15 protein-coding genes and 1 pseudogene are annotated in these 13,953 nt (G+C 58.8%); 8 read left to right on the top strand and 8 right to left on the bottom strand.

All coding sequences use genetic code 11. From position 1 onward, the window contains the following. Positions 1-63 precede the first annotated feature (63 nt). The 5 genes from M9945_RS17510 to M9945_RS17490 all read right to left on the bottom strand — a co-directional run bounded on the left by M9945_RS17510 (position 64) and on the right by M9945_RS17490 (position 6,146). The gene (locus tag M9945_RS17510) at positions 64-3,282 is read right to left on the bottom strand and encodes an efflux RND transporter permease subunit (RefSeq protein ID WP_367945625.1); all 3,219 of its coding nucleotides are present in this window, start codon (positions 3,280-3,282) and stop codon (positions 64-66) included. Beyond that, positions 3,279-4,244: an efflux RND transporter periplasmic adaptor subunit gene (locus M9945_RS17505; RefSeq protein ID WP_367945624.1), complete on the bottom strand. Its 966-nt coding sequence runs from the start codon at positions 4,242-4,244 to the stop codon at positions 3,279-3,281. The genes M9945_RS17510 and M9945_RS17505 overlap by 4 nt, the downstream gene beginning before the upstream one ends. A 31-nt stretch (positions 4,245-4,275) precedes the next feature. After that, positions 4,276-4,476 (bottom strand): DUF2892 domain-containing protein, encoded by a 201-nt coding sequence (locus M9945_RS17500; protein ID WP_367945623.1) that lies wholly within the window; start codon positions 4,474-4,476, stop codon positions 4,276-4,278. 101 nt (positions 4,477-4,577) lie between these two features. Next, entirely contained in the window at positions 4,578-5,774 is a 1,197-nt protein-coding gene (locus tag M9945_RS17495) for an MFS transporter (RefSeq protein ID WP_367945622.1), read from the bottom strand. Positions 5,775-5,834: 60 nt separating this feature from the next. Continuing rightward, positions 5,835-6,146 (bottom strand): ArsR/SmtB family transcription factor, encoded by a 312-nt coding sequence (locus M9945_RS17490; protein ID WP_367945621.1) that lies wholly within the window; start codon positions 6,144-6,146, stop codon positions 5,835-5,837. A gap of 103 nt (positions 6,147-6,249) precedes the next feature. Between M9945_RS17490 and trxC the strand changes: the two genes are divergently transcribed. The 3 genes from trxC to M9945_RS17475 all read left to right on the top strand — a co-directional run bounded on the left by trxC (position 6,250) and on the right by M9945_RS17475 (position 8,404). After that, entirely contained in the window at positions 6,250-6,705 is a 456-nt protein-coding gene (trxC, locus tag M9945_RS17485) for a thioredoxin TrxC (protein WP_367945620.1), read from the top strand. Between the two features lie 61 nt (positions 6,706-6,766). Further along, a complete protein-coding gene (locus M9945_RS17480; RefSeq protein ID WP_367945619.1) occupies positions 6,767-8,032 on the top strand; it encodes an FAD/NAD(P)-binding oxidoreductase in 1,266 nt (421 codons plus the stop codon). 12 nt (positions 8,033-8,044) lie between these two features. Then, on the top strand, positions 8,045-8,404 hold the full coding sequence (locus M9945_RS17475) for a hypothetical protein (protein ID WP_367945618.1): 360 nt from the start codon (positions 8,045-8,047) through the stop codon (positions 8,402-8,404). A 329-nt stretch (positions 8,405-8,733) separates the two neighbouring features. On the opposite strand, the gene M9945_RS17470 is transcribed toward M9945_RS17475, so the two are convergent. Next, positions 8,734-8,859, bottom strand: a complete 126-nt coding sequence (locus M9945_RS17470; protein ID WP_367945617.1) for a hypothetical protein — start codon at positions 8,857-8,859, stop codon at positions 8,734-8,736. 14 nt (positions 8,860-8,873) lie between these two features. After that, positions 8,874-9,050, bottom strand: a pseudogene (locus tag M9945_RS17465) (diguanylate cyclase); the annotation flags it as partial. Between the two features lie 222 nt (positions 9,051-9,272). Here M9945_RS17465 and M9945_RS17460 point away from each other — a divergent pair. From M9945_RS17460 to M9945_RS17445, 4 genes are all read left to right on the top strand, one after another. Then, the gene (locus M9945_RS17460; RefSeq protein ID WP_367945616.1) at positions 9,273-9,509 is read left to right on the top strand and encodes a hypothetical protein; all 237 of its coding nucleotides are present in this window, start codon (positions 9,273-9,275) and stop codon (positions 9,507-9,509) included. Beyond that, a complete protein-coding gene (locus M9945_RS17455; protein ID WP_367945615.1) occupies positions 9,479-9,946 on the top strand; it encodes a hypothetical protein in 468 nt (155 codons plus the stop codon). Before M9945_RS17460 ends, M9945_RS17455 begins: the two co-directional genes overlap by 31 nt. A 106-nt stretch (positions 9,947-10,052) precedes the next feature. Then, positions 10,053-10,382, top strand: coding sequence for a helix-turn-helix domain-containing protein (locus M9945_RS17450; RefSeq protein ID WP_367945614.1), 330 nt, complete (start codon positions 10,053-10,055; stop codon positions 10,380-10,382). Between the two features lie 161 nt (positions 10,383-10,543). Further along, positions 10,544-11,503: a DUF2971 domain-containing protein gene (locus M9945_RS17445; RefSeq protein WP_367945613.1), complete on the top strand. Its 960-nt coding sequence runs from the start codon at positions 10,544-10,546 to the stop codon at positions 11,501-11,503. Positions 11,504-11,917: 414 nt separating this feature from the next. Here the strand turns inward: M9945_RS17445 and M9945_RS17440 are convergent, their stop codons facing one another. Continuing rightward, positions 11,918-13,291 carry a hypothetical protein gene (locus M9945_RS17440; protein WP_367945612.1) on the bottom strand — a complete coding sequence of 458 codons (1,374 nt, stop codon included), beginning with the start codon at positions 13,289-13,291 and terminating at the stop codon, positions 11,918-11,920. A gap of 417 nt (positions 13,292-13,708) precedes the next feature. On the opposite strand from M9945_RS17440, the gene M9945_RS17435 reads away from it, so the two are divergent. Continuing rightward, a partial coding sequence (locus tag M9945_RS17435; protein ID WP_367945611.1) for a hypothetical protein occupies positions 13,709-13,953 on the top strand: 245 nt, incomplete at its 3' end.

The following is a 13,953-nucleotide window of genomic DNA, read 5'->3' as shown; positions in this document are numbered from 1 at the left end:
AGTTTAAGAGCGAAAGCCGAAATGATGTCATGGATATTGAAGTCGAAACCGTATCGACACGTCTCATGTTCGCAGCACACGATAGATCGCCGGGATGACGAGCACGGTCAGCAGCGTGGATGAGGCAAGGCCGAACAGCAGCGAGATCGCCAGCCCCTGAAAGATCGGGTCGGTGAGGATTACTGCTGCGCCGATCATCGCCGCGAGCGCGGTCAAGAGAATTGGCTTGAAGCGGATCGAGCCGGCCTCGATCAGGATTTCCGTCAGTGGCCGGTCCTTGGCATCGGTGTGGCGGATGAAATCGACCAGCAGGATCGAGTTGCGCACGATGATGCCGGCAAGGGCGATGAAGCCGATCATCGAGGTGGCCGAGAACGGTGCTCCGAACAGCCAGTGGCCACCTAGAATGCCGATAAAGGTCAGCGGCACCGGCGTCAGGATAACCAGCGGCGCCTTGAATGAGCCGAACTGCGCAACGACGAGGATATAGATACCAAGCAGTGCCACCATGAAGGCTGCGCCCATGTCGCGGAAGGTCACCCATGTCACCTCCCACTCGCCATCCCAGAGCAGCGTCGCGTTGCGCTCGTCGTCTGGCTGGCCGTAAAGCGAGATAACGGGTTTCGGCAAATCACCCCAATCCTGCGCATCGAGCGCGTCCTGCACCGCAATCATGCCATAGAGCGGGGCCTCGAACTCGCCCGCAAGCTCGGCCGTAACCATTTCTGCGGCGCGACCGTTACGACGGAATATCAGGTAAGAGGAGTGTTCCTCGGCAACACGCACCACGTCGCCAAGCTCAACAACGCCACGATCACCCGGCAGCACATTGGCCGGGATCGGCGTTGTCAGGAAGCGCTCGTCGAGGCGGCGTTCCGATTTTGGCCGCTCGATACGCAGCGGGATCGGCTGGCGGCCTTCGCCGCGATGCGAATAGCCGACCGTCATGCCGCCATTGAGAATGGCGATGGTGTCGAGCACGTCGCCTTCCTCGACGCGGAAGAATTCAAGATCGTCGGTGGAGATGGTGGCTCTAAGCCGCCGCGCCGCAACGCCATGGGAATTGTCGACATCGACGATATAGGGAACGGAGCGGAAGGCGGCTTCAACCTTTTGCGCCACTGCCCGCCTTGTCGCGGCATCGGGACCATAGATTTCGGCCAGAAGTGTCGCCATCACCGGTGGTCCCGGCGGCGGCTCAAGCACCTTGAGGCTGGTTCCCGCCGGCACGTCGAGCGCCGCCAACCGCTCTCTGATGTCGAGCGCAATGTCGTGGCTGGCGCGGCTGCGCTCGCCCTTCGGCAACAGGTTGATCGCCACCTCGCCCAGATGCGGATCGGTGCGGTAAAAAGAATGGCGCACCAGTCCGTTGAAGTTGAAGGGGGCGGCAGCACCCGCATGGGTCTGCACCGATTTCACCTCTTCCATATCGAGCACGATGCGCGCGATGGCTTGCGCGATCGCGTCCGACGCTTCGAGCGAGGCGCCTTCGGGAAGGTCGATGGTGACGGAAAGTTCAGACTTGTTGTCGAACGGCAGGAGCTTCACCGTCACGGCCTGCGTGTAAAACAGCGTCAGCGAACCGAGTGTGAGTGCGCCGACACCGAGCAGGAACAGCCAGCTCCGCGCCTTGCTTTTCAGGATTGGCCGCGCGCTGGCGGCATAGATGCGCCCGAGCAGCCCGCCACTGCCGTGACCATCTCCGTTGTGAGAATGAGCCTGCGCCTTTCCGGCCACCTTCAGCATCAGCCATGGCGTCACCATCACCGCGACGAAGAAGGAAAAGATCATCGCCGCAGACGCATTGGCCGGGATCGGGCTCATATAGGGGCCCATCATGCCTGACACGAACAGCATCGGCAGCAGTGCCGCCACCACCGTCAGCGTGGCGACGATGGTCGGGTTGCCCACTTCCGCCACCGCTTCGATGGCCGCCTGGCGACGCGACCGGCCATCCTTCATCGCCCAGTGGCGGGCGATGTTTTCGATGACAACGATGGCGTCATCGACCAGGATGCCGATGGAAAAGATCAGCGCAAACAGCGAGACGCGGTTCAGCGTATAGCCCATTATCCATGACGCAAACAGCGTCATCAGGATGGTGACGGGGATGACCACCGCCACCACCAGCGCCTCGCGCCAGCCGATTGCAAGCCATACCAGCAGGATGATCGAAACGGTCGCGAGCGCCAGATGAAACAGCAGCTCATTGGCCTTTTCATTGGCGCTCTCGCCATAATCGCGCGTCACCTCGACCGCGATCTCCTGCGGGATCAGCGATCCTTGCAGTTCATCAACCCGGTGCAGGATCGTCTCGGCGACGGTGACGGCATTGGAGCCGGCGCGCTTGGCAAGCGCCAGCGTCACCGCCGGAACGCGGGCGATCTGGTCGCCATCGCGCGTCACCGTCGAGACCAGCGCCTCCCCCGGTTCGGTCACGAATTCAACTGTCGCGACATCGCGGACATAGACCGGGCGGCCATCGCGGGAGGTCAAAAGCAGATTGCCGATCTGTGCCGGTGTCGACAGCGTCTCGCCGGCGACCAGCATGATCTGTTCACCACCATCGCGCAGATTGCCCACCGGAAAGGCGCGGTTGGCGCCCTGCACCTTGCCGGCAAGCTGTTGCAGGGTGACGCCATAAAGCGCCAGCCGCGCCGGGTCGGGCGCAATGCGGATTGCCTCGTCAGCCGCGCCGACCAGATAGGTCAGGCCGACATTGTCGATTTTGGCGAGTTCGGTTTTCAGCTCGCGGGCAATCCGTGTCACTTCATTGGCGTCGATGCGATGGGCTGCCGCCGGGGCCAGGGTTGGGTTTGGCGTCAGCGTCAGTGACACGATGGCAACGTCGTCAATGCCACGCCCGATGATCTGCGGTTCGGGGATGCCGACGGGAATACGGTCCATATTGGCGCGCAGCTTGTCGTGAACGCGCAAGACGGCTGCGTCGGCAGATGTACCGACCAGAAACCGTGCTGTCACCAGCGTACTGTCATCGCGGGTTTGCGAATAGACATGCTCGACACCGTCAATGCCCTTGACGATCACCTCCAGAGGTTCGGTGACGAGCTTGACCGCGTCCTCTGCCTTGAGACCATCGGCGCGCACGAGGATGTCAACCATCGGCACGGAGATCTGCGGTTCTTCCTCGCGCGGCAGGGCAATGAGCGCCAGAAGGCCGAACGCCAGCGAGGCAATGAGGAACAGCGGCGTCAGCGGCGAGGTGATGAAGGCACGGGTCAGCGCGCCCGCCATGCCCAGACGATGGGAGGGCGTTGTCATGGCACGATCACGCTGTCGCCAGCTTCAAGGCCGGTCAGGATTTCGACATGGGTTTTTCCATCCTGCATGATGGTTTCGCCTGGAACCACGACGCGCTCCACCTCGGTTGCGCCCGCCATGACACGGACAAAATCGAGCCCGGCGCGGGTAGCAAGTGCCGCTTGCGGCACAAGCAGTGCCGAGCGCAGGCCGACCGGCACCTCGACCAGAATACGGGCATCGACAAAGGCGTCATCCAGCCCTTCGACCTCGACATCGGCGATGACGCGGCCATTTTCGATGCGCGGATAGATTTTGGCGAGGCGACCCTGCCTGGCTTCTCCTGCCGTGACGATCCTTATCGGCGCGCCTTCCTCCAGTTCAGCGGAATGGCGCTCGGGGATGGCAAGGCGCAGGAAGAAGCCACCGCCGCCAATGGTGGCAACAGGCTCTCCGGGCATGATGACGGCACCCTTCGTCAAAGGCACGCTCAGCACACGCCCTGATGCAGGGGCCAGAACGTCACCTTCCTCGCCCTGCTGGACGATAACGGAACGCTGCGCCTGCGTTGCTGCGATCTGGTTTTGCGTTACATCGACATCAGTGGAAAGCTGCTCCAGCCGCTGGGCGGTGATGACACCGCGTTCGACCAGCGAACGCCCGCGTTCAAGCTCTGACTGTGCGCGCCCAAGCTGGGCTTCGAGCGCGCGCAATTGTGCATCGATAGCAGCGATCTGGAAATCGATCTTGTCGTCACGCACAATGGCGATCCGGGTCCCGGCCTCGACCTCGTCGCCTTCTGATACCAGAAGCTCGACCACGGTGCCGCCGATGCGCGCCCGCGCCGGCACCAGATCGCGCGCCTCGACACGGCCATAGACGGCCTTCCATTCCGGCACGTTCTGCGGCGAAAGCACGAATGTTTCGGCAGCAAAGGAAGGGGCGGTCGCCACAAGCGCGGCGACCAGGATGACAATACGCATGATGACAGGTCTTTCAGATAAGACGGGCAGATCAGACGGAGCAGGCAGGCTTGAAGCCGAGGCGCTTCAGAACAGCCGCAGCGGGGCAGAAGCCGGTGAAAGCCGACTGGAACATATTGAGTCCGACAAACACTGTCAGCCAGATGAAATAGGGCGAGACCCAGACGGTCAACGCCACGGAAACGAGTACCATGACGCCGGCAAAGGCAAGGACGGAACGTTCGAGGGTCATTGGGAATACCTCCTGTAAAGTGCGTATATTGCTATATACGCAGATATGAATGTAAAGGCAAGCCCAATTGACACTCACGGCTTCGCAAATCAGTCATCAGTTCACTCAGCGGGAGCAATCGACGCTTTGCGGGCGCTTTGCCAGACAAGCGGCACGAGGATAAGCGCGACAGCGGGGAAGATCAGCCAGTTGATCGTCTGCCAGCCCGAGGCGTGCAGCAGCGCACCGGCAAAGAAGGAGGCACCGGCGACCGTGCCGAAGATCAGGAAGTCATTCGCTCCTTGCGCCTTGCCGCGTTCGGCCTCGCTATGGCAGTCGGTGACCATGGCGGTCGCGCCGATGAAGCCGAAATTCCAGCCAATGCCCAGCAGGATCAGCGATACGTAGAAGTGAATGAGTTGCAATCCAGCGAGTGCAAAGACGGCTGAAACCGCGATCAGCAGCAGGCCAAGTGCCGTTATGCGCTCCTTGCCGAAGCGCGCCATCAGATGGCCGGTAACGAAGCTCGGCGCAAACATTGCCAGCACATGCCACTGGATGCCAAGCGCAGCGTGATCAACCGAATGGCCATGACCGACCATGGCGATGGGGGCTGCCGTCATCACGAACACCATCAGCCCGTAGGAGACGACGCCGGCTGCTACCGCCAGCACGTAGCGCGGCATCATAAGAATCCGGATCAGCGGTCGTCCGGTATCCTGCACATTGCCCGTCTTAGTTGCCTTCGGCGTGCGCAGCAGAAGAAGAACAGGCACGGCCATCAGCGCCAGTGCCGCCTGACTGAGAAAACTGCCGACATAGGGTGTTCCCGGAACCGCATCGCGAGTCCAGATGACGAGTTGCGGTCCGATGATGGCCGCAATCAGGCCGCCGATCATCACCCAGGAAATTGCCTTGGCCTTCAGTTCGCCGGTTGCTGCATCAGTCGCCGCGAAGCGATAGCTCTGGACATAGGCGGCGTAGAAGCCGGCAATGAAGGTGCCGAGACAGAAGATCAGGAAAGAAGCCGAAAAGATGCCGAAGGCGGCGACCAGGCCAGCTGCCATGCCAAAGCCGGTTCCGAGCAAATAGCCGTTGCGCCGCCCGACCTGTCGCATGACAAACGCTGCCGGAAGCGTGCCGACGGCAAGGCCGAGATTAAACAGGCTGACGGGCAGCGTCACCAGTGCCGGGTCGGAGGAAAGCTGCTGACCGACCAATCCACCCAGCGAAATGATGATCGGCGGGCTTGCCGCCCCCAGCGCCTGGGCGGCAGTCAATACGAAGATATTCCTTTTGGCGATGGCCTGATCAGTCATGTCAAACTCGTTGAGCAGGCACGTCTGGATTACGGGACAGGATGCCTAAGGGATGAGGGATTAGCAGTCCGCCTGCTGACAGAAGGAGCCGTACAACACTTCCACTACGCGTCGCGCGACATCGCTTTCGATGCGGTACCAGATGGTCTGGCCATCCCGGCGACCGGCAATAAGCCGGTCCCGACGCAACAGGGCCAGATGCTGCGATACGGTTGAATCGCGGATGCCAAGGAATTCGGCGAGTTGGCCGACCGACTTTTCCCCGTCGATCAGCCGGCACAGGATCAACAATCTATGCTGGTTTGAAAGCGCCTTGAGCAACTCGCTTGCTTCACCGGCTGCGTCACGCATGGCATCTGCATCTATTTTCATTTTTAAGTTCATACTTGCGTATCTACCATTATTCGCATATGTAGTCAACAATCGCCTGCTGAGGCAAGGCCCGGTTTGCAGATATGGAGGGAGTATCAGTCAAATGCCCGTCAGTCGCCAGATCGTCTGTCCGCATTGTTCCGGCATCAATCGTGTGCCACTGGACAGGCCTGCCAAGGCAGCCCGATGCGGCCGCTGCAAGGACCGGCTGTTCACCGGTCGCCCGCTTGATGCCGATGCCACGACATTCAAGCGACAGACGCAACATGGCGACCTGCCGGTTCTGGTCGATGTCTGGGCGCCATGGTGCGGTCCCTGCCAGATGATGGCGCCGGCTTTTGAGGCCGCCGCAGCCGACCTTGAACCGCAGATGCGCCTGCTGAAGCTCAATTCCGATGCCGAGTCCGGGGTTGCCGCACAACTGGGCATACGTGGCATTCCGACGATGATCCTTTTTGCCGGTGGCCGCGAGGTCGCCCGCGTTTCGGGTGCGATGACACAAAAACAGATCGTCGACTGGGCCTGCGCCAGAAGCAGCGCCGTACAGTCCGACAGCTGACGCAAGAGGAGCGCACAAAATGAACAGACGCAAATTCCTGATTGCAGGCGGCGGGGCGGCATTGCTCGTCGGCGCACCTCTTTCCCTGACTGCGACACAGGCACAGGCCCGAACCTCGGACACACGTGCCCATATCGTGATCGCTGGCGCAGGCGCGGCCGGGCTGGCGCTTGCCTCGCGCCTGCGGCGCTCCATGCCCAACGCAACCATCACCATCATTGACGCCAAGAAGGAGCATCACTTCCAACCCGGCTTCACTCTGGTCGGTGCCGGCATCTGGTCGCCTGCCCAGGTGACGGAACGCAATGAAGATTACATGCCGCGCGGCGTCGAGTGGGTCGAGGCCGCCATTGCCGAGTTCGATCCCGACGCCAATGCCGTGGTGACCACCACCGGCCAGCGGATCGACTATGATTTCCTTCTGGTCGCGACCGGGCTCAAGCTCAACTACGAAGCCATCGAGGGCATGGATGCATCCCTGATCGGCCGCGACGGCATTGCCTCGATCTATGCCGGGCCGGAGCAGGCCAGGGCATCAAGCACCGCGATTGACCGTTTCATCGAGACTGGCGGTGTCGGCCTTTTCGGGCGGCCTGCCGGCGAGATGAAATGCGCCGGCGCGCCGTTGAAGATCACCTTCATCACTGATGACAAGGCCCGCAGCCAAGGCCGTCGAGGCGGGGTCGAACTGATCTATAACGCGCATAACCCCGCCGTCTTCGCGGTTCCACCGGTCAATGAAAAGGTCAAGGAAATGTTCGCGGCCCGCGACATCGCCGTCAATTACAGCCATGTGCTGACGGCGATCGATCCCGGCACGAAGCAGGCAACCTATGCCACCGAAAGCGGCGATGTCACGCTCGACTATGATTTCATCCATGTCGTCCCGCCGATGCGCGCGCCGGACGCCGTGAAAAACAGCCCGCTGCCCTGGCAGGAAGGTGCGCTTGCCGCCGATGGCTGGATCGAGGCCGACAAGGCGACTTTGCGTCATCCCCGCTTTTCCAACGTCTTCGCCGTCGGCGACATTGCCGGTGTCCCGCGCGGCAAGACAGCAGCCAGCGTCAAGTGGCAGGTTCCGGTCGTCGTCGACAATCTCGTCGCCGAAACGGCGGGCCGAACATCGCAGGCAGTCTATAATGGCTACACCTCCTGCCCGATGGTCACCGGCATCGGCAAGGCGATGCTGATCGAGTTCGACTATGACGGCAATCTGATCCCCTCCTTCCCGTTCATCGATCCGCTGAAGGAATTGTGGGTGTCGTGGCTGATCGAGGAAAAGGGCCTGCTCGGCGCCTATCGCGCCATGCTGCGCGGTCGTGCATAGGGAGAAAAAACCATGAGCGATTTCGATCTAACAACGATTTATTTCATTCTCTCCGAGAGCATGGGCGGCTGGCTCTGGGTGCTCGTCGCGCTGGCCTTCATCCTTCTGATAGGCATTGTTTCGGGCGGGGCAAAATTACGAAAAGCAGGAAGACCGGCCAGGCGTCCGCTCACTGCCGCTCTAGTGGCTGGTTTGGCTGTAACGGCGATTTCTGCTTTCCTTGTCCCCGTCTGGACATTGGCGGGTCCGGGGGCACTGGTGGCTACGGTAGATTACGCTGCGGCCATCCTTCTTGCCCTGGTGCCCGGAGCCAGCGCCGGAGCGCTTGTTTTCTTCCTGGCAGCCAGCAAATGTGCTGCCAGATCGGCATAACTCTTGAAAAGATCTGATGCTTCCGTCAACGCCGCTCCGGCGGGAGCACAGAGGCGACGCGAAACGTCGCCCCCGTGCCCTGCGGACTTCCCCGGCCGCAGGGCATTCATTGTCCACTCCACGGTCATTGGTGAGTTCAGGTTATAAATGACGTGGCAGCGGTTGCTTGATCATCAGCTATCGAGGTGAGAACCGCCAATCCATATGACGAATTTTGCAGCAACGGAGTTAGGAGAGACTTTTTCCGCCAGGACTGCGATATTTACCCTGATCTCAGCAAGATTCGCGCGTCTGCGCGCTTGTGGATTCCACGACCCGCTTTCTTGGCCTCAACTCACCGACATGAGCAACCGTGTTCCATCTTCCAATATCAGGGGTGAGCGGCGCAAATTGTCCCTGATGCGGGTGCAGATTTGTTCGGCATTGGCAATGCCGGTATCCGGCAGGAGCAGCATGAATCGTCGCCCCCGATCCGACCCAGCACGTCATCGCTCCGCAGATGACATGGGGCTACCGTGGCCAGATGGCGCAATGCATCGTCCCCGACATGGTGTCCAAAACTGTCGTTGATACGCTTGAAGTGGTCAACGTCGATTGCAATCAGGCCACTCTGTCGGCCTTGCGATTCAGAAAGCGCCTGATCCGCATGCTCGACAAAAGCGGGTGCGGTTCACCAAGCCCGTCAGCGCATCCGCTTCCGCTATGTGGGAACTCCCTTTATCGACGGCCAGGGGCCGCTATCGACCCCGTCCTCGACATTGTTGTGGTTGTTTGCGCAGGATCAAGGAGCCGGGTCGTCAAATGACGACAATGAATATGGGATGCTTTCCAAGAGAGGTTGCCGGTGATGGCAGACGCTGGAAGCAGCATGATGAAGGGCGTGCGCATTCTTTGCGCGCTCGCTCTTCTGTTTGTCAGCTTTGCTCACAAAGTTCCCATGCTGAACGAAGCGTCCATCCAACCCATTGAAGTATCCCAATATGTATTTCCCGATGGTACGCAGCATGTGCTTTGTCTTACGGACGAGGCCGGCAACGGTGAACATGACCATTGGGACCTCGGCTCGCCTTGCCGATGCTGGATGAACTGCGGATCGAGTTTTTGACGAAGGTCTGCTCGAACCCTTCCGCCCTCGCCATGGCGGAAGGCGGTCCCGACCTGAAGGCGCATGACCTGATGCTGGCGCTTACGTCGTCGGGCATCGCCATGCTCGACCTCGATCTGGGATGGATGGCGCATTGCCTGAACGGTCTTCTGCCGCCGGGCTATCGCGGGAACACTGCCGACGAAACGCTCGGGATGCTGAAGAGCGCGCGCGAGAAAAATCTCGGACAGGGTGGAGCATCCTTTGGAGACTATGAGCCCGGCGAATTGGGACCGATTCCCTTGGGCTATCTGCCGGATGGCCGGTTCGTGTTCTTCGAGCAGACCCGCCACCTTATCGTCGTGGAAACCAGCACGAGGCTTGTCGTCCTCGGCACGTTGCTCAATCTCGCTCCGCCGACAACGCTCGCAGCAGCGCATATTTCCGATAGTCGTTGATGTCCCCGACGTACTGATGCTTCAACCCAAACTCCACGTTATGACGCGAATTACCGCGTCATAACGTATATAGACCCGTGGAGGATGTCATGGACATTTCGTCCGCATGGAGTTGTTTGCATCCAACCTCAGGAAACGCGCGGAGGAACTCGGCATTTCGCATGCCGAAGTGGCCCGGCGCGCCGGTTTGAGTGAAACCCGATATGGCAACTACGTTAGCGGCCGGCGTGAACCAGACCTCGCTACGCTGGTCAGGATCGCGTCGGTGCTGGCAACAACGCCCGACATATTGTTGATCGATCAGCAAGATTCAGTCGTTCAATCACCCCGGCAACTCGCACTGGCGAGAATAGACGCAGCTTCTATGGCTCTGCGCGACGACGATCTTGAAAGGGTGGTCGTTATGATCGAGGCACTTGCGGCAGCGCGAACCTGAAGAATTGCTAGCGCTTTAGCTGCTTCCCTTCCCTTTTGGCCCCTGTCGTATAGTGATCGAGATGCTTGTTGTCGCCCGAAGACAGATGGGACAGCAGAACTCGTTTCGAGACGATCGACAGTGCCAGACAATTCTGTTCTAGGTTACATTTAGGGGGAGAAATGCTTTTAGACGGCGACCAGCTTCGGCGGTTCATGATTTTCCATCCATTCGCGGTCGCAAAGTACCAAGAAATGCTGGGTTCAAAAGCGCGCTTCGTTCACTATTGCAGTGCAGAAGCGGCCTACTACATCATAAAATTAAGACGCATGCGGCTGCGAAACGCTGTCGTTATGAATGATTTCCTTGAAATCGAGCACGGCGCAGAATGTCTCGCAAACGCTTGGCGGAGCGCGACCGGAGAAAAGTTCAAAAAGCTAATCGACGGGATGTATCCGGGCTTGCCTGATGAACTCGCCAAACTTGTTGACGGGTGGGCTCCCATCTTCCGATCAGATACGTACATCACTTGCCTTTCCCAGCATAACGACACAGAGGACAATCTAGGCAGGTTATCAATGTGGCGAGCCTACGGGGGCGCTGCGGGGGTTGCCGTGGTGTTAAATCCGAGTGTCTTTCTGAGTGTCAGTGACGCTCTGCCAGCCTTCACGTCGCCAGTCGCATATCTAACGCTAGAGGATTTTGAGCGAGAACTGGCAAAGGTAACGGACAGCATAGAGACAAACGCAGATTTCGTGAAACAGGACGGCCGCGAGGGTATGCTGAACAGCCTTTATCATGCCTTCCGATTGGCTGTTCTATGCACCAAACATCCTGGTTTCGCGGAAGAGCGAGAGTGGCGCATCGTCTACACACCTAGTCACGGAAGCTCCGACAGGATCGTGCGTAGCGTCGAATTGATCAAAGGCGTTCCGCAAGTTGTTCATAGCATACCTTTCGTGGACTACCCGGAGGAAAACCTTGAGGGGGCTGAGCTACCCAAGCTGATTGATCGAGTCATTGTCGGCCCGACGGAATTCCCCGACCAAGTACGCTTGGCAATGGTTGAGTTATTAAGTGAGGCTGAGGTCCCTGACGCTCAAGCTAAGGTCGTCTGCTCGACGATCCCGCTGCGGCAGTAGAGTTTTGGACTCCGCAGCATTGCTGCGCAGTCCAGCGACACCGCGATTTCACGCCGCCTCGATTCCGCAAACTGGTAACCCGCGTGTAACCGCGGCCTTTTTTGCCGCTTCCGTGCCTTGCGATTTCAACCGTCCGGAAAACACGAAAGCCGCGGAATTCCGCGGCTTTGGACTGGTTGTGAAACTGGAGCGGGCGAAGGGATTCGAACCCTCGACCCCAACCTTGGCAAGCGAGAAATTGCGATGTCTCCACACTTGAGACCATTACGCCCAAATGCACGCCAATGCACTAGAGGCGCGGTTCGACGGGTTTCGTTGGCCGCGAGGCCTGTGAACGGAGCGGTGCTCTGATGAACTGACGTGAAGTACAACGAAACAGCGAAACGGTGACCGCGTGGTTACCGTGTGACATCATCACTTCATTCGGCGTAGCTTTCTGACCACCTTCGTCAGGGCATCTGCGTCGCTGATCCTTATAAAGACGTCTTTCAAAAGCGAAGCATCAGAAAACCGCCCCATTGCCATTCCTATTCCGCTGGTTGGGTCCGACTTCGAAAACAGTAAGCGCACTCTGGGGGTATCGTCATCAGGGTCGCGTTCTGGCGGGACGTACTCGATCTCATGCTTAAAGCGCTGGTAATGCTCGCCCCTGTGATTGATACGCCAACCAATGCCTTTCAACGCCGCGTTAATTTCCATGAACCGCTGAGTATGACCCAGCGCTTCGATGATAGCCCGTACTTTTGCCCATCTGCCGATGTTGTCCTCTGGCCATATCTCTGAGCAAAAGTCAGCTTCGGCTTCGAAAGCTTCGTCGATGGTCATAGCACACTCTGGGAGTTCGATTCTCCCTTCGTCGAAGACATCGACCCACATGATCCTGGCGCGGATTTGTGACAGTGGGTTTGATGACCATGAGCGTGCGGTCGTATCAAAATGTCCTTCGGGCTCGAAGTCGAGACCGCGGGCAATGAAATCCTTGACGCGGCCGAGGACATCCTCAAAAACGAAGACTATTCGATTAAGATGTAGCACATCAGGACGCGTCGGCGACCTTGATCCGCAGTTCTCCAACGCCGCTTCTGCTGCCTCAAACATATAGTCTAGCGTCGATTTAGCGTCGTCCTCATCCAAGCTGATCCGGTGTTCGATGGGAACCGGGATCAGGACAAGACGTGAGGGGCCAGCGTCAACGGATCCGAACATTCCGTACTTCGTCTCCGCTATCGACAATTCTGCAACCGCGTCGCCCATACGGCGAACTATTCCTTCCAACTTCGCCGAGGCCATTCGAGAAAGTTCACGCCGTATCCCCGCCCCCATAGCTCCGACTAGCGCCCGAGGTTTCGCTGAAACCTCGACTGGGTCAAAGTTTGCGGTCAGAAACGAAAGTCCGACCACCTTCTCTCGGTCATTTTTGACCGGCCAAACGCGGTCCAGGTACCTTTGGTCAAGCTTCAGGTCCGTTGCATAGGCGATTTCCTCGCCATCCGCATCAAGCACAACGACGCTGTTGTTAGGGCGGGGAAATATCTCAACGGTATAGGATTCTTGGATCGGGGCCGCACTATAAGCCTCGTCGCTTTCCACCTCTCCAACGTTGGCTCTGGCCGCCAACTCGGGTTCGCGGACGGTGCAGGGGTGTTTTGGCCACGGGGGGCCAAGCGGAGGATCGAAGAAGACCCGCCCCCCATCACGAGCTTGAAAGAAGAAAACCGACTCGCCGCAAACCGGGCATTTGGCGTTTGGGAAGGTGATTCCAAACTCCGAGCCTCCGCCAGACGTCATAGTCTGGCGCGGAACTATCGTTTGCTGCCAATCGGCCCGACGAACTCCGTGTTCACTAACCCAAAAAGTAGTGCCATAGGCATTGGTGCGATAATGGCCGGCTCGACGAAATCCAGTCATGCCTGCATGCTCCGTTAACTATAGAGCTCGTTCAGCTATTCTTTATCTAAATAATAGTTCCAGCACTTAACATCATTAATGTCGCTGCATTCCATACGGTCATATCGGATTCCAGCGACATTCATCCGGCCCGGTATCCAGTGTACCGTGGCGGTCCAGTCTCGCAAACGCATTCGTAGGGATCCGCCGTACCTCGATCCTCTTGGTAGGCACATGGTGCCGGGTAAGGCGCCTCTTCGACAGCGGCATAGCTGGCCGAGGTGCCCACCAAGTCCTAAGGAATCAATCCCAATTCCTATGACGATCAAACGGATTGGTACCAATACGAAGTTCAAAACGCCGGCACTTGGGGCAACGGAAATGATTGTCGAGCAGCAACTTCTCTCCCCACCTCACAATGACATGCTGTCCGTCACCCAGGCTGTCCCCGTCGAGGTCCAATTCAGTCACAGTATCCGACGCGCATTCCCTACAGCGCAACGTGATTTCTTTGAAATTGGCGGTCGTTATCTCATTGCACCTCGTACAGAGCACTGGCCAAA

The organism is Aquamicrobium sp., assembly GCF_023954335.1.
GTDB lineage: Bacteria > Pseudomonadota > Alphaproteobacteria > Rhizobiales > Rhizobiaceae > Aerobium.
This window is presented reverse-complemented; position numbering and strand designations above follow the sequence as displayed.